At 67.4% G+C, this 19,447-nt stretch carries 24 protein-coding genes; 13 read left to right on the top strand and 11 right to left on the bottom strand.

What is annotated here, in order from left to right:
• Positions 1–162: 162 nt before the first annotated feature.
• Complete coding sequence (locus tag AC07OD_RS18530) at positions 163–1,368, bottom strand: ABC transporter substrate-binding protein (RefSeq protein WP_218296467.1); 1,206 nt, start codon at positions 1,366–1,368, stop codon at positions 163–165.
• A gap of 262 nt (positions 1,369–1,630) precedes the next feature.
• Here AC07OD_RS18530 and AC07OD_RS18525 point away from each other — a divergent pair, with 262 nt between their 5' ends.
• Positions 1,631–2,476, top strand: a complete 846-nt coding sequence (locus AC07OD_RS18525; protein WP_492806787.1) for a FadR/GntR family transcriptional regulator — start codon at positions 1,631–1,633, stop codon at positions 2,474–2,476.
• A gap of 3 nt (positions 2,477–2,479) precedes the next feature.
• On the opposite strand, the gene AC07OD_RS18520 is transcribed toward AC07OD_RS18525, so the two are convergent.
• A complete protein-coding gene (locus AC07OD_RS18520; RefSeq protein ID WP_494597772.1) occupies positions 2,480–2,803 on the bottom strand; it encodes a YnfA family protein in 324 nt (107 codons plus the stop codon).
• Positions 2,803–3,528 (bottom strand): ArsR/SmtB family transcription factor, encoded by a 726-nt coding sequence (locus AC07OD_RS18515; protein WP_494597703.1) that lies wholly within the window; start codon positions 3,526–3,528, stop codon positions 2,803–2,805. The genes AC07OD_RS18520 and AC07OD_RS18515 overlap by 1 nt, the downstream gene beginning before the upstream one ends.
• A gap of 77 nt (positions 3,529–3,605) precedes the next feature.
• Here AC07OD_RS18515 and AC07OD_RS18510 point away from each other — a divergent pair, with 77 nt between their 5' ends.
• Entirely contained in the window at positions 3,606–3,950 is a 345-nt protein-coding gene (locus AC07OD_RS18510) for an NIPSNAP family protein (protein WP_369641002.1), read from the top strand.
• A complete protein-coding gene (locus tag AC07OD_RS18505) occupies positions 3,947–4,291 on the top strand; it encodes an antibiotic biosynthesis monooxygenase family protein (protein WP_494597702.1) in 345 nt (114 codons plus the stop codon). Before AC07OD_RS18510 ends, AC07OD_RS18505 begins: the two co-directional genes overlap by 4 nt.
• A 12-nt stretch (positions 4,292–4,303) precedes the next feature.
• On the opposite strand, the gene AC07OD_RS18500 is transcribed toward AC07OD_RS18505, so the two are convergent.
• From AC07OD_RS18500 to AC07OD_RS18475, 6 genes are all read right to left on the bottom strand, one after another.
• On the bottom strand, positions 4,304–4,885 hold the full coding sequence (locus AC07OD_RS18500) for a metallophosphoesterase family protein (protein ID WP_494597701.1): 582 nt from the start codon (positions 4,883–4,885) through the stop codon (positions 4,304–4,306).
• Between the two features lie 231 nt (positions 4,886–5,116).
• On the bottom strand, positions 5,117–5,302 hold the full coding sequence (locus AC07OD_RS18495; RefSeq protein ID WP_494597700.1) for a metallophosphoesterase family protein: 186 nt from the start codon (positions 5,300–5,302) through the stop codon (positions 5,117–5,119).
• Positions 5,303–5,320: 18 nt separating this feature from the next.
• Complete coding sequence (locus AC07OD_RS18490; protein WP_494597699.1) at positions 5,321–6,070, bottom strand: hypothetical protein; 750 nt, start codon at positions 6,068–6,070, stop codon at positions 5,321–5,323.
• 18 nt (positions 6,071–6,088) lie between these two features.
• Positions 6,089–6,646 (bottom strand): GNAT family N-acetyltransferase, encoded by a 558-nt coding sequence (locus AC07OD_RS18485; protein WP_492806794.1) that lies wholly within the window; start codon positions 6,644–6,646, stop codon positions 6,089–6,091.
• Between the two features lie 231 nt (positions 6,647–6,877).
• A complete protein-coding gene (locus tag AC07OD_RS18480) occupies positions 6,878–7,762 on the bottom strand; it encodes a class I SAM-dependent methyltransferase (protein ID WP_255594803.1) in 885 nt (294 codons plus the stop codon).
• 165 nt (positions 7,763–7,927) lie between these two features.
• A complete protein-coding gene (locus AC07OD_RS18475; RefSeq protein ID WP_494597698.1) occupies positions 7,928–9,352 on the bottom strand; it encodes an FAD-binding oxidoreductase in 1,425 nt (474 codons plus the stop codon).
• A 203-nt stretch (positions 9,353–9,555) separates the two neighbouring features.
• Between AC07OD_RS18475 and AC07OD_RS18470 the strand changes: the two genes are divergently transcribed.
• The 8 genes from AC07OD_RS18470 to AC07OD_RS18435 all read left to right on the top strand — a co-directional run bounded on the left by AC07OD_RS18470 (position 9,556) and on the right by AC07OD_RS18435 (position 16,767).
• Entirely contained in the window at positions 9,556–10,239 is a 684-nt protein-coding gene (locus AC07OD_RS18470; protein WP_492254301.1) for a TetR/AcrR family transcriptional regulator, read from the top strand.
• 116 nt (positions 10,240–10,355) lie between these two features.
• Entirely contained in the window at positions 10,356–11,348 is a 993-nt protein-coding gene (locus tag AC07OD_RS18465) for a Bug family tripartite tricarboxylate transporter substrate binding protein (RefSeq protein WP_494597697.1), read from the top strand.
• Positions 11,345–12,853 (top strand): carboxylesterase/lipase family protein, encoded by a 1,509-nt coding sequence (locus AC07OD_RS18460; RefSeq protein WP_494597696.1) that lies wholly within the window; start codon positions 11,345–11,347, stop codon positions 12,851–12,853. The genes AC07OD_RS18465 and AC07OD_RS18460 overlap by 4 nt, the downstream gene beginning before the upstream one ends.
• Positions 12,854–12,966: 113 nt before the next feature.
• The gene (locus AC07OD_RS18455) at positions 12,967–13,776 is read left to right on the top strand and encodes a GntR family transcriptional regulator (RefSeq protein ID WP_218339239.1); all 810 of its coding nucleotides are present in this window, start codon (positions 12,967–12,969) and stop codon (positions 13,774–13,776) included.
• On the top strand, positions 13,773–14,594 hold the full coding sequence (locus AC07OD_RS18450) for a transporter substrate-binding domain-containing protein (RefSeq protein ID WP_218339238.1): 822 nt from the start codon (positions 13,773–13,775) through the stop codon (positions 14,592–14,594). The genes AC07OD_RS18455 and AC07OD_RS18450 overlap by 4 nt, the downstream gene beginning before the upstream one ends.
• A gap of 63 nt (positions 14,595–14,657) precedes the next feature.
• Positions 14,658–15,332 carry an amino acid ABC transporter permease gene (locus tag AC07OD_RS18445; protein ID WP_218296480.1) on the top strand — a complete coding sequence of 225 codons (675 nt, stop codon included), beginning with the start codon at positions 14,658–14,660 and terminating at the stop codon, positions 15,330–15,332.
• A 3-nt stretch (positions 15,333–15,335) separates the two neighbouring features.
• The gene (locus AC07OD_RS18440) at positions 15,336–15,989 is read left to right on the top strand and encodes an amino acid ABC transporter permease (RefSeq protein ID WP_057227970.1); all 654 of its coding nucleotides are present in this window, start codon (positions 15,336–15,338) and stop codon (positions 15,987–15,989) included.
• Positions 15,973–16,767: an amino acid ABC transporter ATP-binding protein gene (locus tag AC07OD_RS18435; RefSeq protein ID WP_255590935.1), complete on the top strand. Its 795-nt coding sequence runs from the start codon at positions 15,973–15,975 to the stop codon at positions 16,765–16,767. Before AC07OD_RS18440 ends, AC07OD_RS18435 begins: the two co-directional genes overlap by 17 nt.
• Positions 16,768–16,918: 151 nt before the next feature.
• Here the strand turns inward: AC07OD_RS18435 and AC07OD_RS18430 are convergent, their stop codons facing one another.
• A complete protein-coding gene (locus AC07OD_RS18430) occupies positions 16,919–17,281 on the bottom strand; it encodes a PLC family EF-hand domain-containing protein (protein WP_369641013.1) in 363 nt (120 codons plus the stop codon).
• 321 nt (positions 17,282–17,602) lie between these two features.
• Here AC07OD_RS18430 and AC07OD_RS18425 point away from each other — a divergent pair, with 321 nt between their 5' ends.
• On the top strand, positions 17,603–18,043 hold the full coding sequence (locus AC07OD_RS18425) for a hypothetical protein (RefSeq protein WP_494597695.1): 441 nt from the start codon (positions 17,603–17,605) through the stop codon (positions 18,041–18,043).
• Between the two features lie 189 nt (positions 18,044–18,232).
• Positions 18,233–18,802, top strand: a complete 570-nt coding sequence (locus AC07OD_RS18420; protein WP_218296483.1) for a cob(I)yrinic acid a,c-diamide adenosyltransferase — start codon at positions 18,233–18,235, stop codon at positions 18,800–18,802.
• Between the two features lie 196 nt (positions 18,803–18,998).
• Here the strand turns inward: AC07OD_RS18420 and AC07OD_RS18415 are convergent, their stop codons facing one another.
• Positions 18,999–19,421 (bottom strand): hotdog fold thioesterase, encoded by a 423-nt coding sequence (locus AC07OD_RS18415; RefSeq protein ID WP_218296484.1) that lies wholly within the window; start codon positions 19,419–19,421, stop codon positions 18,999–19,001.
• Between the last annotated feature and the right edge of the window lie 26 nt (positions 19,422–19,447).

Genomic DNA, 19,447 nt, shown 5'->3' with positions numbered 1-19,447 from the left:
CAAGGCGCGCGGCTGCGGGCCGTGGAGGAGGGCGATGCGGCAGAGCTTGCGAGCGTCACCGCGGGTTTGCATTCAGCCGGATGGCCAGGCGGGAAGCCGCAGACAGTGCGTTAGCACGGCAAGGCTTCCCAGCGACGCCAGCCGGTTGAAGGCCAATACGTGTCAGGTGAGCTTGCAGCCGGTCTGGTCCAGGGGCAGGAAGGACTTGCCCGAGCTGACCACGTCCACGTAGTCGTCCTTGTTGGCCATCTTCGCCTTGGCCTTGCCCTTGAGCAGGTAGTAGTTCTTGAGCACCTGGTGGTCGCCCTTGCGGATCTCTTCGTCGCCCGTCAGGCCCTGGTACTTCATGCCTTCCATGGCGGCGATCACGGCCTTGGGCTCCACCGTGCCGGCCTTGATGATGCCGTCGATCATGAGCTTGGTGCAGATGTACGAGCCCGCCAGGCTGTAGTTGGGGTTGGACTTGAACTTGTCGTTGCTGCGCTTGACCAGGTCGAGGTTGAGCGGCGCATTGGCCGTGTGCCAGTACTGCGCGCCGAAGTAGATGCCTTCGCACAGGTCGGCGCCCAGCGACTCGAACTGCTCCAGCCCCGAGGCCCAGGCCACCAGGATGGTCATGTTCTTGTGCATGCCGAAGCTCACGGCCTGGCGCAGCGCGTCGGACGACTGCGAGCCGAAGTTGAGCAGCAGCAGCACGTCGGGCTTGGCGGCCATGGCGTTGGTCAGGTAGCCGCTGAACTCCTTTTCGGTCAGCGAGTGGTAGCTGTTGCCCACGTGCTCCAGGCCCTTTTCCTTGAAGATGTTCTTGGCGGCCGACAGCAGGCCGTCGCCGAACACGTACTGCGGCGTGATGGTGTACCAGCGCTTGGCCTTGGGCAGGGCCTCGGCCAGGGGGCGCACCGTCTGCTCGATGGCGCCGAAGGTGGGCACCGACCAGCGGAAGGTGGCGGCGTTGCAGTCCTTGCCCGTGATCTCGTCGGCGCCGGCGGTGGTGATGAAGATGCCGCCGGCCTTCTCGGCCTCCTTGCCCATGGCCAGCGATTCGGACGACAGGATGCCGCCCGCGAAAAAGCGCGTGCCCTGCTGCTGAGACGACTCCTGCACCTTGCGCACGGCCGTGGCTGGCTTGCCTTCCGTGTCCAGCACCGTGTAGGCCAGGGGGCGCTTGAGGACCGTGCCGTACTGCTCGATGGCCAGCTTCATGCCCAGGTCGGCGAACTTGCCGTTGGCCGCGAACGCGCCCGACATGGGCACCGGGCAGCCGAACTGGATGGCACCGCTGGACTGCGCCCAGGCGCTCTGGGCCAGGCCCAGCGATGCGGGCAGTGCGCCCAGGGCAGAGAGTTGCAAGAGGTGGCGACGGTGCATGGGGGGCTCCTGTGGAGGGGTTGAGGCCGGTTGGCCGATAGCGGGGCACGGCTTGTGCAAAGCACACTGCGTGCCACCGCCGCAGAGCGCCGTTGGCGCTCATTTCTGCTATTTATAGTGATAAATAGAATAAACACCGTGCGTGGAAACCCTGCATCCCTTCCGCTGCCCCCTTGCGGTGCATACACTGCACCATGGGCGGTACTTCGCCGCGCGGAGGCACCGCCGTGGCTGCCGGCCGACCAACGACAATTCCCTGAACATGGCAACCAAAACGTCCACACAGAAGCCGCTCAAAGCCCTCAAGCGCCCCGACCTGGTGGCGCAGGAGATCAAGCGCCTCATCACCGAGAAGAACCTGAGCCCGGGCGACCGCCTGCCGCGCGAGAGCGAGCTGCAGGCGCAGTTCGAGGTGAGCAAGGGCACCATCCGCGAGGCGCTCAAGTCGCTGGAGGTGCAGGGGCTGGTGACCATCTCCACCGGCCCCTCGGGCGGGGGCACCATCGCCGAGGTGCCGCTGGACCGCACCCTGCAGTTCATGCAGAACTACCTGTTCTTCCAGGAAGTGACCATCGACAACATCTACGCCGTGCGCCAGTTCCTGGAGCCCGAGCTGGCCGCCGGCGCCGTGCCGCACCTGACCGAGGCCGATTTCGAGGCGCTGGAGCACTCCATCGCCTGCTGCGACCCGGCGTCGAGCAGCGAGGACATGCTCAGCCAGCGGCGCGAGGACGTGAACTTCCACGACATCCTGGCCGCGGCCAACCCGAATCCGTTCCTGCGCTTCAATTGCGAGCTGATCAACGAGATGCTGCGCCAGCTCATCGTCTACGGCAACCGCACGCCCAAGGCCGAGCACCGGCGCTTTGGCGAAGTGAATGCCAATTTTCACCGCGAGATCGTGCGGGCCGCACGCGCGCGCGACGTGGAGACCGTGCGCACGCTGATGGCGCGCCACATGCAGGACGCGGCCAGCAGCGTCAAGCGCATGAAAGGGCGCATCCAGGGCCGGCTGATCCTCGATGCCGACACCCTGCGCAGTCCGCGCTCGGCCCATGTGCGACCCAAGGCCACCAAGGGCGTGAAGTTGCCGAAGGCCGGGGAATAGGTGTCAGCGCGCGGGTTGCAGCACGATAAGCGCCATGCCTGCCAGCGCGACCAGCACGCCCGCCACGTCCCACGGCGTGGGCCGGATGCCATCCACCATCCACAGCCACGCCAGGGCCACGCCGATGTAGACCCCGCCATAGGCCGCGTAAACGCGCCCCGCGCCTGCCGTGTCGTGCAAGGTGAGCAACCATGCGAACAGACCAAGGCTCAGTGCCGCGGGCAGCAGCAGCCACATGGGCTTGCCCTGCTTGAGCCACAGCCAGGGCAGGTAGCAGCCCACGATTTCAGCCAGGGCGGTGGCGATGAAAAGCAGCAGGGTCTTCATCATGTTCCGGGGCCGAGGAGGGGGATGGATGGGGATGCGTTGGAGGTGGTGGCCAGCCACTGGCGCAACGCCAGCTCGCCCTTGGGCGTGAAATGCACCACGCGCGAGCCCTGTGCGCGGTGTGCCCAGCCGCCCTCGAAGAGCCGCTGCAGCAGCGCAGCCCCCAGCGCGCCGCCCAGGTGGTGGCGGCGTTCGCTCCAGTCCAGGCAAGGGCGGCACAGCATGCGCCGCTGCTGGGCCAGGGCGGGGGTGTCGATCCCGACCTGGGCAAACCATTGCGCGCCGGCGAGCGTTACCGCCGCACCCTGGGGCGTGGCCTGCAGCAGCCCCTGGCGCACCAGGGCTTCATAAAACTGCACGCCCACTTCGCCGGCCAGGTGGTCGTAGCACATGCGTGCGCGGCGCAAGGCAGGCTCGCGCGGGCTGGAGCGCAGGCGCACCGCGCCCGCGCGGAAGGCCACGTTCATCAGCGATTCCAGCAGGTGTGCCACATCGCGGTCGGCCAGCCGGAAGTAGCGGTGGCGGCCCTGGTGCTCGACGGTCAGCAGGCCTGCATCGAGCAGCTTGGCCAGGTGGGCACTGATGGTCTGCTTGGTGACGCCGGCAACTTCGGCCAGCTCGGTGGCCGTGAGCGCGCGGTCGGACATCAGCGCGGTGAGGACTTCGGCGCGACCGGCGTCGCCGATGAGCGCGGCAATGCGCGCAATGTGGGGACCATCTTTCATGGTTCGATGTTGAGCGAACCATCACAGGCCGTCAAGCGCCTATCGTGAGGCCCTCACAACGCACTGGGCCACGCACCATGATCACCTGCTTCATCCGTTACGACATCGACCCCTTCCAGCGCGAGCTGTTCGCCGAATACGCACGCCGCTGGGGCCAGATCATCCCGCGCTGCGGCGGCCACCTGATCGGCTACTTCCTGCCGCACGAGGGCAGCAACTACGAGGCCTGGGGGCTCATAGGTTTCGAGTCGCTGGCCGCCTACGAGGCCTACCGCGCCCGCTTGCGCACCGACCCGGAGGGCCGCGCCAACTTCGCCATGGCGCAGGAAAAGCGCTTCATCCTGCGCGAGGAGCGCAGTTTCACGCAGGGCGTGGAAGGCACGCTGGGCCTGCCCGCACGCCCGTTGGAGCTCAGGGCATGATCGCCGTCATCTTCGAGGTACAGCCCGCTCCGGGCCAGCAGGACGCTTATCTGGGCGCTGCCGCTGCGTTGCGGCCTTTGCTGGAGCAGATCGATGGGTTTGTCTCCATCGAACGGTTCGAGAGCCGCAGTGCTCCCGGCAAGCTGCTGTCGCTTTCGTTCTGGCGTGACGAGGAGGCAGTGGCGCAATGGCGCCAGATGGAAGCCCACCGCGCCACGCAGAAAGCCGGCCGCGAGCGGATCTTCGACAACTACCGCCTGCGCGTTGCCGCCGTGGTGCGCGACTACGGCATGCATGACCGTGACCAGGCTCCCGCAGATTCTCGGTCAGTGCACGGCTGATGGGCGCGCGGGCTAGGCGGCGTAGCCAGTGAGCAGTGCGTGCTCCCAGTCCGGGCGGCCGTGTTGCCGGGCCAGCGCCGCCATGGCCGCGTGGTCGTAGGGCACGCAGATGTGTTCGCAATGCCAGCCGCCTGCGCGCTGTTCGATGAAGGCATAGCGTGCGTCGGGTGTCCCGGTCTGCACCGCGTGGGGCACGGGGTGGTCATCGCTGTAGGCCTGTAGTCCCACGCTGCCGGGGTTGACCAGCAGGCTTGCACCCTGCCGCACTGCGCGGGGCACGTGGGTGTGGCCGCATGCGATGACCGGTGAATGCTCGTCAGCCAGCCGGGCGGATATCTCTGCTGGGGTGGCCAGGCGCAGTATGCTGCCATCCAATGTTTCCAGCAGGTATTCGTGGTCGCTGCGCGGCGAGCCGTGGCACAGGTAAATGTCGTCGCTGAAGCGATGCCAGGCCTTGAGCGTGCGCAGCCAGGTGAACTCCGCCTCGGTGAGCTGTGCGTGCGCGTACTGGTCCGAGGGGCCGCCGCGCCCGGGGCGCAGTTCCAGAACCTGGCGCTCGTGGTTGCCCGCCAGTGATAGCCAGCCCGACGCCATCAGCCACTGCGCCGTCTCGCGCGGCAGCAGCGGGCCGAGAACCTGTTCAAGGTGTTTTCGGGAATCGCATTGAAGTGCAATCGGGATGAGTGGATGCCTCGGATGCGCTGCATGGGCTCGTGCCCATGCAAGCAGCCGGGGCATTCAATCGCCCGATTTCACTCCAACCCTTCGGGCAAGTGCCTTGCCGGGCGGTCTGCGGCGTTGCGGCGCTTGTTGATAGCCAAGCTATCAACTGCGCACTGCGCCTAGCATCCCATCCCGGCAAGGTACTTGTGCGACCCCGAAAACACCTTGAACAGGTTCTTGGAGGTTGTCGCCCAGGTTCACCACCTGGTCAGCGCCCCGGCGGCGGATGTCTGCGGCCACCGCTTCCAGTGCGGCGAGGTTGCCATGGATGTCGGAGACGAGGGCCATGCGCATGGGTGGTGGCTTTCAGCAGGGGGTCGCAGCGCCGCTCAGGCTGCCCTGGCACAGGTGCAGGCTGACGCGCGCCCGGTTGAACAAGAGATCGCACAGCCACGCGTACACCAGCGCGATGTAGGCCAGTTGCGCCCAGCCCACATAGCTGCCGAACACGATGGTCTGCAGCCAGTTCTGGCCCCAGAGGTAGACAGCGCTGCTCGCCAGCGTTGCCACGAGGAGCGTGGCGGTGGCCGGCACCAGCGATGCCCCAGCCGCGCCGTGGGGCCGCCGCCATGCGGCCAGGCCCAGCAGGGCGAACGCCAGGGCATTGGCACCGCTGAAGATGCGCAATTCGCGCAGCAGCTTCTCGGCCGTATCCATGTAGGCGCTGCGGATCAGCGCATCGAGCTGGGCCTGCATCTGCTGCGCGGTGCCGATCTGCAACTCCAGCCGCTGCTGCCGCCGTTTGCGGCATTCGCAGGCCGGGATCCCCATCTCGGCCGCAATGGCGGCGACCCGGGCGGGCAGGCCGGCCGACAGCGCCTTGCGCGCGGCGTCGATCTCCTGTTCCTTGCCGCGCAAGAAGACCCGTGCTTGCGCGTTCAGGAAGCGTTCGTCCAGGGCCTGGAGCTTCTCGCCCGTCTTGTGCTCGATGTGCTGGCGGATGAGCTCGTGCGCGCCGCGTTCAATCCAGGTGGGTTGCAGCAGCGACACCAGCAGCAACCCGCCGAAGGCCGCGCCGCCCAGCAGGGCGAGCAGAAGGACGAAAGATCGAAACAAGGCGCAGGTCTCCGGTTTTCAGTTCAGTGCGGGCCCTGCGCCGGCACATCCACGGTCCTGGGCCAGCCGGCCCAGTGCGGGCGCAGTCAGCCGGTAGCTGAGCCGTTCGGCCACACGCTGGGCACCGAGGCTTTCGTAGAACAGGATTCCCCTGGCGTTCGACGCCTTCACAGGCCAGTCGATGCGGCGGCAGCCGTGGTCCAAGGCATATCGGGCGAGCCCGGACATGAGCGCCCGGCCAGTCCCCTGGCTTCTCTCGGCCGAACTCACGTACAGCTCTTTGAGCTGGCAATGCCTGCGCTGCTCCTCTGCAAATTCGACCAGCGAATACACCAGCGAGAACGCCGCCAGGCCCACCACAACGCCGTCGCTGCGCGAAGCCACCAGCAAACGCTGGGCGGAGCCGGGCGCCAGGAGGTTCTGGCGGAGGTGCTCCATCACCACCTGCCGAGAGGGCGTGGCGCCTTCGTTGTAGAAGGCGTGCAGCTCACACAGCAGGTTGGCCAGCGAGGCATGCTGGTGTTCGGCGACCAGGGCGACCTGAAGTGCGCGTTCTGCGGGGCTGGCGTTCTGCATGGGCTCTTTCGTCTTGGAGATTTCGGCGGGACAACGTGCGCTTTCTGACACGGCGCCGTGCGGCCTTTTGCCATGACACTGCCGCAAAGATGGGGGGCGGAGCGCGAGCCCCGCACGGAGGGCCGCCACCGGCCATCCCATCCGCGGCGTGTCAAGCGGCCACTGGACCAGAGCCGACGCCCTCCCCCCAGCGGGCCGCAAGCCAAGGCCCCTCATCGGGATTTCCGTGGGTCATGGCAGTTGTGGCGGTGTGTGGTGTGCGCTGTCCGCCCCGACCTTCACGGCAATCACTTCCATGCACACGCGGTAGCGTTGGCTGATGCCATAGCGCACGGGCCGGAAGCCACATTCGGCCAGCAGCGCGTACAGCCGGTCGCGGTCAAAGTTGTGATAGTGCTCGATTTCACCCCAGTAGGGGTTCGCGTTGTTCGCATCCAGCGCCTTCCAGACCAAGGAGCCCAGGTTGGGCAGGGAGATCAGCAGCACCCCCCCGGGTTGCAGCAGCCGGTGGGCGGCATGCAGACCCACCTTGGGAAACGGCATGTGCTCCAGCACATCCGCCATGCTGACCACACTGGCCGGCCGCGGCAGCTCGAACCCTGTGACGTCCTGGCAATGGGCCGCCACCCCCCATCTGCGCAGCTCTTCCACCGATTGCGGACGCAGGTCCAGGCCCACGGGATCGAAGCCGTACTCCTGCGCGGTGAACAGAAGCGATGCATTCCCAAACCCCACGTCCAGCCACGTGCCTCCCGTCTGGTAGGACAGCACCTTCTCGATCATCTGCGCAGACACATAGCGCTGCCGTTCCAGGTCATAGCCCACCACCTGGGATTCGTTGGTGCCACGGAAAACGACATTCAGCGCCGCTTCGGAGTAGTAGCCGCTGCGAAAAACATGCTGGCACGCCGTGCATTGGCTCCAATGCATGGTGCGGGAGAGTTCTTGGCTGTAGCGAGGGTGGTGGGAACAGTCCGCGCTGCGCAGCGGCCGAAAGGCCTTGCTCTCGCACAACGGGCACGCCTGGTAGTCGATCAACTCGCCGGCCATGGTGGCGGGGGGGCTGGCGGCGGGCCGGTACGTCACCGGCGCGGCTGGGAAGGAGTATTTGATCATTCCTTCATTCTAGAAGGCACCCGACGTCTTCCCGGGGGCATCGAGACCGCCGCCGCCGCGGCGCTAGCGAGGCCATGGGACTCGCCCGCGGCCCGTCTTGCGGATGCGCACAGCTTTCGAAGGGCAGCATGGGCCGCCCGGGACGGGGGCTGCGCCACGCGGCGGCTACAGCGCGAAGATCTTTCCCGGATTCAGGATGTTCTTCGGGTCCAGCGCCCGCTTGATGGCGCGCATCATGTCCACCGCGCCAGCCCCGGTTTCATCGAGCAGGAAGCCCATCTTGTGCAGGCCCACGCCGTGCTCGCCCGTGCAGGTGCCGCCCATGCTCAGCGCGCGGGCCACCAGCTTGTGGTTCAGGTCTTCCGCGGTCACGCGCTCTTCGGGGATGTTGGGGTCGAGCAGGTAGCCAAAGTGGAAGTTGCCGTCGCCCACATGGCCCACCAGGAAGTAAGGGATGCCGCTGTCCTCGGCTTCCTGTACCGAGTCGAGCAGGCAGTCGGCCAGGCGGCTGATGGGCACGCAGGTGTCGGTGCTGATGGCGCGGCAGCCGGGGCGGCTTTGCACGGCGGCGAAGTAGGCGTTGTGCCGCGCGGTCCACAGGCGCGTGCGTTCTTCGGGCGTGCTGGCCCATTCAAAGGCATTGCCGCCAAACTCGCTGGCGATGTCCTGCACCGTCTCGGCCTGCTCCTTCACGCTCGATGGCGAACCGTGGAACTCCATCAGCAGCATGGGTTTTTCGCGCAGGGTGAGCTTGCTGTGCGCGTTGACCATGCGCACCGTGTGGTGGTCGATGAGTTCCACGCGCGCGATCGGCACGCCGAGCTGGATGGTCTGGATCACGGTGTGCACGGCGGCCTCGATGCTCGGGAACGAGCAGATCGCGGCGCTCACGGCCTCGGGCAGCGGGTACAGGCGCACGGTGATCTCGGTCATGATGCCCAGCGTGCCCTCGCTGCCCACCATCAGGCGCGTGAGGTCGTAGCCCGCGCTGCTCTTCTTGGCGCGCGTGCCGGTGTGGATGACTTCGCCGCTGGCCGTGACCACCTGCAGCGCCAGCACGTTCTCGCGCATGGTGCCGTAGCGCACGGCGTTGGTGCCGCTGGCGCGCGTGGCGCTCATGCCGCCAATGCTGGCATCGGCGCCGGGGTCGATGGGGAAGAACAGGCCCGTGTCCTTGATCGCATCGTTGAGCTGCTTGCGCGTGATGCCGGGCTGCACGGTCACGGTGAGGTCTTCGGCATTGATGCTCAACACCTGGTTCATGCGGCTCACGTCAATGCTGATGCCGCCCTGCACGGCCAGCAGGTGGCCTTCGAGCGAGGAGCCGGCGCCGTAGGGAATCACCGGCACCTCGTACTGGCTGGCCAGCTTCACGGCGTCGGCCACGTCCTGCGTGCTCTCGGCGAACACGACAGCGGAAGGTGGCGGCGCCTGGAAGGAACCTTCGTCCCGGCCATGCTGCTCGCGCACGGCCTGGGCCAGCGAACACCGCGCACCAAAGCGGGTCTGCAGCGCTTCGATGAGGGCCTGGGGCACTTCGCGCAGGTTGATTTCGGGGAGAAGGTGGGCGGCGGCGGTGGGGGCGTTCATGGGTTGTCTCCAGGGTGATCGAAAAGAATACCACCGGCTTTTGCGGGGCGCCATGGCAGTGGTCAGGCAGGTGCAAGCTGGCCCGGACCCCGCGGGTGCACAAGGCGCGCGGGCACTGCGCGGCGTGGTGCGGGTATTCACGGGCTTGTTCGCGGGTGTTCGCTTAAATACATTACGTTTGAAATGTATATTGTGAAAGCGCCATGAACCACCGTGTTTCCCCCAAGGCGGGGGTGCGCCGCACGCATGCCGAGCGCAGCGCCGCCACCCGCCAGCACCTGATCGCCACGGCCATCGATGTGATCCAGAACCGCAGCCTGGAGGAGATGTCCATCCATGAGCTGGCCAAGTCGGCGGGCATGACGTCGGGGGCGGTGCAGCACCACTTCACGTCCAAGGCGGTGCTGATGATGAACGTGCTCAGCGAGCTGATCGAGTCCAGCGTGCTGTCGGGCGCACTCTGGCCCGACAGCACGCTGGCGCCCCGCGAGAGGGCGACCCTTTTCGTGCAGGCCGTCTGGGGCCTGGTCTATGCGCAGCCGCGCTTCATCGTGGCCTGGAACATCTACCTGGGCTGCCGCAACCAGCCGGAAGTGCTGGGCCACATTGCCGAGCTGCGCCAGAGCGTGCAGGCGCGCATGCGCGACGGGTTCTTCAAGGCATTTCCCGAACTGGCCCACGAGGCCGACCGCGATGGCCTGCTGGGCCTGGTGCTGTCCTCGCTGCGCGGGCTGGGGATGCTGCAGCTTTTTACACCTGCGCGGCAGGACACGCCGGATGCTGCGCAACAAGCCCAGCTGGCCTGCCTGGCCGACCTGATCGCCACCCGCTGTGAAGCCGCAGCCGCCAGTGCCGCGCCCGCCAAGGCGCGAGCGCCTCGCCGCTAGGCCCTGGGTGCCGCCGCACCGGCGCGCACCTGCGCACGTTTGCGGGAGCCCCGCTAGGCGCCCGTGCAACGCCATTCCACTGCCACCCCCCCAAAAAACCCAGGAGACAACACACCATGGCCCTTTCCTTCCCCCGCGCGCCCCGCGTTCCGCTGCTGGGCGCCCTCGTGCTGCTGGCAGGCACCGCAGTGGCACAGCCAGGCGCGTACCCGGCCAAGCCCATCCAGCTCATTGCGCAGCAGCCGCCCGGCAGCGGCTCGGACGCGATGACCCGCGTGTGGGCCGACTGCGCCGCGCGTGAACTGGGCCAGGCGGTGGTGGTGCAGAACAAGCCGGGGGCCAATGGCGTCCTGGCGGTCAACCACCTCAAGGGCCAGCCCGCCGATGGCTACAGCCTGCTGAGCATCGGCATGTCGCAGATGACGATCACGCCGTATGTGTACAAGCAGCCGCCGTACGACCCGCTGCGCGACTTCGATGGCGTGGCCGTGCTGGGCACGTCGCCGCTGGTGCTGGCCGTGCCTGCGGGGCAGGGCATCGCGAGCCTGGCCGATCTGCAAAAACTCGCGCGCGCCACGCCGGGTGGCGTCAACTTTGGGTCGCCGGGCAAGGGCAGCCCGGCGCACCTGCTGACTTCGGCGCTCATCGAGCGCCTGGGCGTGGCTGGCACCCATGTGCCCTTTGTGGGCGAAGGCGCGGGCCTCACCGCGCTGATGGGGCAGCAGATCCATGCGATGACCCTGGTCATCGGCACGGCCGCAGCCCAGGTCAAGGCGGGCAAGCTGGTGCCGCTGGCGCTGTTTGGCGCGCAGCGCTCGCCCCTGCTGCCGGAGGTGCCCACCATTGCCGAAGCGTTGCCCGCCGCCGCCGACCTGGCGCGGCCCGCGTGGATTGCGGTGGTGGCCAAGGCGGGCACGCCGCCCGAACTGCTGAGCAAGCTCAACGCCGTCACCGAAAAGTGCCGGGGCGATGCGCAGTACAAATCGCGGCTGGAGGCCATGAACGTCACGCTCACTTCCTCGGTGCCAGGCGACGTGCGCGTCTGGGCCTCGCGCGATGCGGCCGTGTGGCGGCCCTTGATCGACAAGCTGGGCCTGGCCACGGAATGACGGTGGGCACAGCGGCACCCCAGGTCACGCTGCCCCACGGCGGCCAGCTGCGGGGTCTGTGGGACCACGGCGTGCGTGTGTTCCGTGGCGTGCCGTACGCCCAGGCACCACGTGGCGCGCTGCGCTTTGCGGCACCGGCGCCTGCGTTGCCGTGGTCCGGCCTGCGCGACGCCACCACCTTCGCGCCCATGGCGCCGCAACTGGCCCGCACGGCAAAAGCCGATGCACCCATGCTGGGTGGCCAGGACTGCCTGGCCGTGAATGTGTGGGCACCGCCCGCAGCGCCGGGTGCGGGCCTGCCGGTGTTGGTGTGGGTGCACGGCGGCGGCTTCTTTCGCGGGTCGGCGAGCGAGCCGCTGTACGACGGCGCTTCGTTCGCACGGCAGGGGCTGGTTTTTGTGTCGCTGCAGTACCGGCTGGGCATGGATGGGTTCATGCACTTCGAGGGCGAGGACGACGGTGCCCCCGCCAACCGGGGTTTGCTGGACCAGATCGCTGCGCTGCAATGGGTGCAGGACCATATCCACGCTTGGGGTGGCGACCCGGCGCAGGTCACGGGATTCGGCCAGTCGGCGGGCGCGGGTGCGCTGGCGTGCCTGCTGGGCATGCCAGCTTCGCGCGGCTTGTTCCAGAGGGTCATCCTGCAAAGCCCGAGCGTGGCCTGCCAGACGCTGGACGAAGCCGCCGCCATACGCCGCGCAGTGGCTGCGTTGGTGGGCGTGGCGCCGAGCCGCACCACGCTGGCCCTGGCCCCCATCGGCTCGGTGCTTCATGCCGTCCACAGGCTGGCAGCAGATCCATCGCTGCGGGTCCGGCATGGCATCGGGGGCCGCAACTTCTTTCCGCTGCGGCCCGTGGTGGATGGGCGGGTGCTGGCTGCGCTGCCGCTGCAGGCGATGCGCCAGCAATGGAGGGCCCGACCACCGGACCTGCAGGTGCTGGTGGGCAGCAATGTGGACGAGATGCGCCTGTACCACGTGCCGGGCGGCGCCATCGACCGCGTGAGCGAGGCGCAGGTGCTGGCGTTTGCGCAGGATGTGGGTTTGCCCACGGAGGCGGTTCGCGCCTGCCGGGCGCTGTTGCCGGCTGCCCAGCAGACACCGGGCGAGCTGCTGTCAGCCTTGCAGTCCGATTTCTACTACCGCGTGCCCGCACAGCGCATCGCGGCGCTGGCCAGCGAATGGGCCCAAAGCGCCCACCGCTATGAGTTTGCCTGGGCATCCCCCCAGTGGCGGGGGCGGCTGGGCGCGGCGCACGCGGTGGAGCTGCCGTTTGTCTTTGGCAACCTTCACACTGCCCAGGGGCAAGAGTTCACGGGGGCCGCGCCGCCTGCCGCTCTGGCGCAGGCCATGCACCAAAGCTGGGCGAGTTTTGCGCGCCGGGGCGACCCCGGCTGGGCGCGCCATGAGGGCACCATGCCCTGGCTGCAGCATTTCAACAGCGCATCGCGCTGCGAAATCCATAGCGAACCCACCAGATTCAATCTGTGGCGAGGCATTCTTTGAGCAAGGAGGGCGAAGTCCGCTGAGCCCCCGTAGGGCGCCATAGGCTGGCGCGCCACACTGGTGCATCCATCTTGTATACCAGTTGGCACGGAACCTGCAATCAGCAGGCGGCAATGACCACCGCCACCGAGATCAGCAACCGCATCATCGAAGCCGTGATGGCGCAAAAGCTCGCCCCGGGCTCGCGCCTGGGCGAGCAGCAGCTGGCCATGCTGTTCGACTGCAGCCGCACCATCGTGCGCGAGGCGCTCACGCGGCTGTCCACGCGCGGCATCGTCACCGTGAGCGCGCGGCGTGGCTGGTATGTGATTGAACCCTCGGAAGACGAGGCGCGCGAGGCCTTCGAGGCGCGCCGCGTGATCGAACTGGGCCTGCTGCACCAGCTCAAGGCGGTGGACAAGGCGGCCGTGCGCCAGCTCAGGAGCCACCTGCAGCGCGAGAAGGCGGCGCTGGCGGGCAGCGACGTGGGCGCGCGCAGCTTCCTGCTGGGCGACTTCCATGTGTGCCTGGCCGAATGCCTGGGCAATTCACTGCTGGCCGACACGCTGCGCGACTTCACGGCGCGCACCACGCTGATCGCCATGCTCTACCAGTCGTCGCACGATGCCGCGCAGTCGTGCGCCGACCACGTGCGCATCGTCGAGGCGCTGGAGGCGGGCGACATCGCCCAGGCCGAGGCGCTCATGTCCGAGCACATCGGCTCGGTGCAATCCGCGCTGCGCCTGCAGGCCAGCACCGACCCGCTGGCCGGGCTGCGCGATGCGCTGGCCCCGGTGCGCAAGACCACTGCCGCCGCAGCGGACACCACCGCGCAGCCCCGGCAACGCAAGCCCCGCGCTGCGCCCAAGAGTTCCACCCCGAAAGCGTCCGACACGGACGCAGCACCCGCCGACGCATCCACCTACCTAGGAGCCCTGCTATGACCGCCTCCCGTGCCTTTGTTTCCTCGACCCGCCGCCTGACACTGGGCGTGCTTGCCGCCACGGGCCTGTCGGCCGCGCTGATGGCCCCTGCCGCCCACGCGCAGAACGCGCTGGACAACATCCTCAAGGCCAAGGAAATCAAGATCGCCATCCCCACCGACTATCCGCCCTACGGCTTTGTCGGCACGGATCTCAAGCCCCAGGGCCTGGATGTGGAAATGGCCAACTACATCGCCACCAAGCTGGGCGTGAAGGTCGAACTGATCCCCGTGACCAGCGCCAACCGCATCCCCTACCTGCAGACGCAGAAGGCCGACCTCGTCATCTCCACGCTGGGCAAGAACCCCGAGCGCGAGAAGGTGATCGACTTCACCGCCGCCTATGCGCCGTTCTTCCAGGCCGTGTTCGCGGGCAAGAGCCTGTCGATCAAGAGTTTTGCGGACCTGGCCGGCAAGTCGGTGGCCGTGACGCGCGGCGCCATGGAGGACCAGGAACTGGCCAAGGTCGCACCCGCCGGCGTGGACGTGAAGCGTTTTGAAGACCACGCGGCCAGCATCTCGGCCTTCGTGTCGGGCCAGACGCAGGCCATCGCCACCAGCGCGTCCACGGCCGGCACCATCATGATGAAGAACCCCAGCCTGCAGACCGAGTACAAGCTGCTGCTCAAGGACAGCCCCAACTTCATCGGCGTGGCCAAGGGCGAGGACAAGCTGCGCCTGCGCGTGAACGAGATCATCGCCGAGGCGAAGAAGTCGGGCGACATCGACAAGCTCTCCAGCAAGTGGCTGGGCCGTCCCGCCGGCGAACTGCCCCTGTGAACGCTCACCACTGACCATTTGCTGAACAGGCCTGGGGCGTGACAAGCGCCGCAGGGCAACCGCATGCTGATCGCGCTGGATTTCTCTGCCGTGCTGTCCTCCTGGCCGCTGCTGGTGCGCGGTGTGGTCTGGACCATCGGGCTCACGGTGGTGGGCACCGTGCTGGGCCTGTTGCTGGGCACGGCCTGTGCCTGGGCGCGCGCCCGCAACCTGGGGCCGCGTGCGCTGCCGCTGCGCTGGGCCGTGGCGGCCTATGTGGAGCTGGTGCGCAACACGCCCTTCATCGTGCAGCTGTTCTTCCTGTTCTTCGGCCTGCCGGCGCTCGGGCTCAAGCTCTCGCCCGAGGTGGCCTCCGTGCTGGCCATGGTGATCAACCTGGGCGCGTATTCGGCCGAGATCATCCGCGCCGGCATCGAGGCCACGCCGCGCGGGCAGATCGAAGCCGCGCAGAGCCTGGCCCTGACGCCCGGCCAGACCTTCCGCCGTGTGGTGCTGCCGCCGGCGCTGCTCAAGGTGTGGCCGGCCATGGTGAGCCAGATCATCATCGTGATGCTGGGCTCGGCCGTGTGCGGGCAGATCTCCACGCCGGAACTGAGCTACGCGGCCAACCTGATCTCCAGCAACACCTTCCGCGCGTTCGAGGCGTTCATCCTGGCGACGGCCGTGTACCTGGCGCTGTCGATGCTGACCCGCCGCCTGCTCATCTGGGTGGGTGCCCGATTCTTGGTGGGGAGATAAGCCATGGTGGAATTTTCTCTGTGGGACATCCTGCGCAACCTGCTGATGGCCGCGCGCTGGACCGTCAGTCTCTCGCTCATTGCCTTCATCGGCGGCGGGCTGGTGGGCCTGTTGCTGCTGGTGCTGCGCCTGTCCAAGGTGCGGGGTACCGAGCGCCTGATCGGTGCCTATGTGCAGGTGTTCCAGGGCACGCCGCTGCTCATGCAGCTGTTCCTGGCGTACTTCGGCATTGCGCTCTTTGGCATCAAGACCTCGCCGTGGACGGCCGCCGCCGTGGCACTCACGCTCTACACCAGCGCCTATCTCACGGAGATCTGGCGCGGCTGCGTGGCCTCCATCCCCAAGGGCCAGTGGGAGGCGGCGCAGAGCCTGGCCCTGAACTTTGGCGAGCAGCTGCGCCATGTGGTGCTGCCGCAGGCACTGCGCATTGCGGTGCCGCCCACCGTGGGTTTTCTGGTGCAGGTGATCAAGGGCACGGCGCTGGCATCGGTGATCGGCTTTGTCGAGCTGACCAAGGCCGGCAGCATGATCTCCAACGCCACCTACCAGCCCTTCCTGGTCTACGCCTGCGTGGCCCTGCTGTACTTTGTTTTGTGCTTCCCGGTGAGCCTGGTGGCGCAGTCCCTTGAAAGGAAACTCCATGGCAACCGCAGTTGATACAACCCCGGCTCCCGCCCACGACGGCATCGTGGTGGGCGCGCCGCCCATCGTGGACATCACGGCCCTGCGCAAGTCCTACGGCACGAACGAGGTGCTCAAGGGCATCGACCTCAAGGTGCAAAAGGGCGAGGTGATCGCCATCATCGGCAAGAGCGGCTCGGGCAAGAGCACGCTGCTGCGCTGCGTGAACGGGCTGGAGGTCTTTCAGGAGGGCGCCCTCAGCGTCAACGGCAAGAAGCTCATGCACGACAGCCCCACGGCCATGCGTGAGCTGCGCCAGCAGGTGGGCATGATTTTTCAGAACTTCAACCTGTTCCCGCACCTTTCGGTGGGCCGCAACATCATGCTGGCCCCCACGCTGGTGAAGTCGCGCGACGCCGCCACGGCGGCCGCGCAGGCGCGCAAGCTCCTCGAGCGCGTGGGCCTGGCAGAAAAATTCGACGCCATGCCCGACCAGCTCTCGGGCGGGCAGCAGCAGCGCGTGGCCATTGCACGCGCCCTGGCCATGGAGCCACAGGTGCTGCTGTGCGACGAGATCACCTCGGCGCTCGACCCTGAATTGGTGGGTGAGGTGTTGCGCGTGGTGGAGTCGCTCGCGCTGGAAGGCATGACACTGATGATGGTCACGCACGAGATGGCATTCGCGCGCAAGGTCAGCGACCGCGTGATCTTCATGCACCAGGGCCGTGTGCACGAGACGGGCACGCCCGCCGAGCTGTTCGGCCACCCGCGCACGCCTGAACTGCAGCAATTCCTGTCCTCGCTGCACGACTGACGGCGGCCCTCGGCGCGCAGGCGCAAAAGCCCGCCCACGGTCTGGAACGCTCCAGAGCGGGCGGGCTCGCGGACGCCAATGGTCCGCTACACGCGGTGGTCACCCCGGGTTTGGCTCCGTGGCCAAGAGCCAGGGCATCCGGGATGGAGGATCAGGAAAGAAGGCCCTTCTCGAATTCGGCTGGAGACAGGGAGCCGCTCTGGTCGGCATCCAGCTCCTTGAAGCGCTGGCTGATGGCCGGCAGCTTGGTGGCTTCCTTCTCGCTCAGCTTGCCGTCCTTGTCGGTGTCGGCGCGATTGAAAGCGTTGGTGGCGGCCATGGAGGGGTTTCCGGTACCAGGGCCGTAGGAGTATTTGGGGTCTCCCGGGGCTGCGGCCTTGCTGGCCGGCGCAGGCTGGGGCGAAGTGGAAGTGGACTGTGCCTGCAATGCGCCCACGCCACCCAGGGAGAGGGCGGCGAAGAGCATCACGCTGCGCGTATCGAACGAATAGGTGCGTCGTTGCAGTGCTTTCATGGAAGCTAGGCTCCTTCGAAGTTGAACAGGGTTTCATTGCACCGCAGCAGGCCGGCCAAGGCCAGCACTCTTGCCTGCTGTTGCCCGGGCCAACATTTCCCAGCGCGGTGTAACCGGCAGCGGCTGCCTTGTAGGGCAATGCGGAGGGGATGTACCCAAACGTAGGGCGCCACGGACGCCCGCCCGACGCCGCGGGCCGGTTGCCGGATGACTGGCAGGCCGGGGCATGTCCTACATCGGCGTTCCCGCCGGCCCAAAACAATGCACTTCAGCATCCCGCTGGATGGATGTTTTTTGTTGTTTTATCCCAAGGAGCCTCTCATGCAAAAGCAAACCGTTGTGGCGGCCCTCGCCGCCCTGGCCTGCACCGCCGCCCTCGCGCAGGCGCCCGACACCAACACCGCCCGCCCCCCTTCCGAGGTGAATCCCGCCGCTTCGGGCGGCCCCGCCGCCGCGAATGCTCAGAACAAGGCCGACAACCGTGCCAGCCAGAGCACGGCGGCGCCCGCCAACCCTGCCAAGGGCGATGGCCGTGGCGCCCCGGTGGCAGAAATCAACCCCAGCGCCTCCGGGGGCAAGGCCGCCGCCAAGGCGGAAACGCGGGTGAACGCCCGCCTCATGGACTCCAACGGCGACGGCATGGTGTCGCGCCAGGAGTGGGACACATACCACGCCCATGCGTGGAACAACCTCAAGCCCTCGAACACGGGTGTCTCCACGGCGGACATCGACAAGCTCAACCGCTCGACTGCGACCCAGTGACCCTGGTGGCCGGCGGCAGCCGGTGGGCGGCAGCGCGATAGGGGCTGCCCGCCCGCCCCTTGCACCGGGTGCGTGTGCAAGGGGCTTTTTTTTGAATACCGGCCCGGCGGGCGCGGTGGCGGAAAATCGCGGGTGCAGATTCCCCGCGCGGCCCTGCGCCGCATCCCCCACCGACCAAGCAAGGCACCCATGGGCAACCGACTCACACAGATCGCCACGCGCACCGGCGACGCCGGCACCACCGGCCTGGGCAACAACGAACGCGTCTCCAAGGACAGCCTGCGCATCCATGCGCTCGGTGACGTGGATGAGCTCAACTCCCACATCGGCCTGCTGCTGTGCGAGCGCGTGCCGGAGGACGTGCGCGGCCTGCTCGTCGAGGTGCAGCACCAGTTGTTCAACCTGGGGGGCGAACTGTCGATCCCGGGCTTCGAACTGCTCAAGCCGCAAGCGGTGCTGGCACTGGATGACGCCCTGGCCCACCACAACGCGGCGCTGCCGCGCCTGCAGGAATTCATCCTGCCCGCCGGCACCCGCGCCGCCGCGCAAGCCCATGTCTGCCGCACCGTGGCGCGCCGCGCCGAACGCGCCGTGGTCGCCCTGGGCAACGAAGAGGCGCTGAACGACGCGCCGCGCCAGTACCTCAACCGCCTCTCCGACCTGATGTTCGTCCTGGCCCGCGTGCTCAACCGCATGGATGGCGGGGATGACGTGTACTGGAAAAGCGAGCGCCTGGCGCAGCAGAATGCTACTGAATAGATAGCTTTTGGCGCTTACCCAGTAAGCGCTGGAGAGTAATTTTCTATAAATTCAACCCTGCCCGCTGCGGGTGGCGCTGCCCACCAGGGCAGCCAAGCAAGGGCCGCCCCGCAGCGAGGGCTGCGTCCCCCTTCCCGAGTCGCGTTAGCGATTCGAGAGAAGGGGGAAGGCACGAAGTGCCTCAGGGGGATGCACCTTATCTCGGCGCCAGGATCGCCATGGTCAGCCGCGACACGCAGGTGAGTTCGCCCGCGTCGTTGACCATGTCGATGTGCCACACGTGCGTGGTGCGGCCCAGGTGGATGGGCCGGGCGGTGGCCGTCACCCAGCCGCTGGTGGCGGAGCGCAGGTGGTTGGCGTTGATGTCCAGGCCCACGGCGTTGTGGCCCTCGGGGCTGGCGTAGTAGGCGCCCACCGAGCCCAGCGATTCGGCCAGCACCACGCTCACGCCGCCGTGCAGCAGCCCGAAGGGCTGTTTGGTGCGCTGGTCCACCGGCACGCGGCCGCGCAGGAAGTCGTCACCCAGTTCGATGATCTCGATGCCCAGGTGCGAGGCAGCGGTGTTGTGGTGGTCGGCGTTGAGTCGAGCCAGGTCGACGGGCTTTTTCCAGATGGGCATGGTGGCTTCGGTCGGACAGAGGGATG

The sequence above is a fragment of the Acidovorax sp. GW821-FHT10E03 genome, from assembly GCF_059415205.1.
This window is presented reverse-complemented; position numbering and strand designations above follow the sequence as displayed.

Coding starts and splice junctions, on each gene's coding strand:
- AC07OD_RS18530 (WP_218296467.1), bottom strand. CDS start 1,368: ATGCACCGTCGCCACCTCTTGCAACTCTCTGCCCTGGGCGCACTGCCC.
- AC07OD_RS18525 (WP_492806787.1), top strand. CDS start 1,631: ATGGCAACCAAAACGTCCACACAGAAGCCGCTCAAAGCCCTCAAGCGC.
- AC07OD_RS18520 (WP_494597772.1), bottom strand. CDS start 2,803: ATGAAGACCCTGCTGCTTTTCATCGCCACCGCCCTGGCTGAAATCGTG.
- AC07OD_RS18515 (WP_494597703.1), bottom strand. CDS start 3,528: ATGAAAGATGGTCCCCACATTGCGCGCATTGCCGCGCTCATCGGCGAC.
- AC07OD_RS18510 (WP_369641002.1), top strand. CDS start 3,606: ATGATCACCTGCTTCATCCGTTACGACATCGACCCCTTCCAGCGCGAG.
- AC07OD_RS18505 (WP_494597702.1), top strand. CDS start 3,947: ATGATCGCCGTCATCTTCGAGGTACAGCCCGCTCCGGGCCAGCAGGAC.
- AC07OD_RS18500 (WP_494597701.1), bottom strand. CDS start 4,885: ATGGCGTCGGGCTGGCTATCACTGGCGGGCAACCACGAGCGCCAGGTT.
- AC07OD_RS18495 (WP_494597700.1), bottom strand. CDS start 5,302: ATGGCCCTCGTCTCCGACATCCATGGCAACCTCGCCGCACTGGAAGCG.
- AC07OD_RS18485 (WP_492806794.1), bottom strand. CDS start 6,646: ATGCAGAACGCCAGCCCCGCAGAACGCGCACTTCAGGTCGCCCTGGTC.
- AC07OD_RS18480 (WP_255594803.1), bottom strand. CDS start 7,762: ATGATCAAATACTCCTTCCCAGCCGCGCCGGTGACGTACCGGCCCGCC.
- AC07OD_RS18475 (WP_494597698.1), bottom strand. CDS start 9,352: ATGAACGCCCCCACCGCCGCCGCCCACCTTCTCCCCGAAATCAACCTG.
- AC07OD_RS18470 (WP_492254301.1), top strand. CDS start 9,556: ATGAACCACCGTGTTTCCCCCAAGGCGGGGGTGCGCCGCACGCATGCC.
- AC07OD_RS18465 (WP_494597697.1), top strand. CDS start 10,356: ATGGCCCTTTCCTTCCCCCGCGCGCCCCGCGTTCCGCTGCTGGGCGCC.
- AC07OD_RS18460 (WP_494597696.1), top strand. CDS start 11,345: ATGACGGTGGGCACAGCGGCACCCCAGGTCACGCTGCCCCACGGCGGC.
- AC07OD_RS18455 (WP_218339239.1), top strand. CDS start 12,967: ATGACCACCGCCACCGAGATCAGCAACCGCATCATCGAAGCCGTGATG.
- AC07OD_RS18450 (WP_218339238.1), top strand. CDS start 13,773: ATGACCGCCTCCCGTGCCTTTGTTTCCTCGACCCGCCGCCTGACACTG.
- AC07OD_RS18445 (WP_218296480.1), top strand. CDS start 14,658: ATGCTGATCGCGCTGGATTTCTCTGCCGTGCTGTCCTCCTGGCCGCTG.
- AC07OD_RS18440 (WP_057227970.1), top strand. CDS start 15,336: ATGGTGGAATTTTCTCTGTGGGACATCCTGCGCAACCTGCTGATGGCC.
- AC07OD_RS18435 (WP_255590935.1), top strand. CDS start 15,973: ATGGCAACCGCAGTTGATACAACCCCGGCTCCCGCCCACGACGGCATC.
- AC07OD_RS18430 (WP_369641013.1), bottom strand. CDS start 17,281: ATGAAAGCACTGCAACGACGCACCTATTCGTTCGATACGCGCAGCGTG.
- AC07OD_RS18425 (WP_494597695.1), top strand. CDS start 17,603: ATGCAAAAGCAAACCGTTGTGGCGGCCCTCGCCGCCCTGGCCTGCACC.
- AC07OD_RS18420 (WP_218296483.1), top strand. CDS start 18,233: ATGGGCAACCGACTCACACAGATCGCCACGCGCACCGGCGACGCCGGC.
- AC07OD_RS18415 (WP_218296484.1), bottom strand. CDS start 19,421: ATGCCCATCTGGAAAAAGCCCGTCGACCTGGCTCGACTCAACGCCGAC.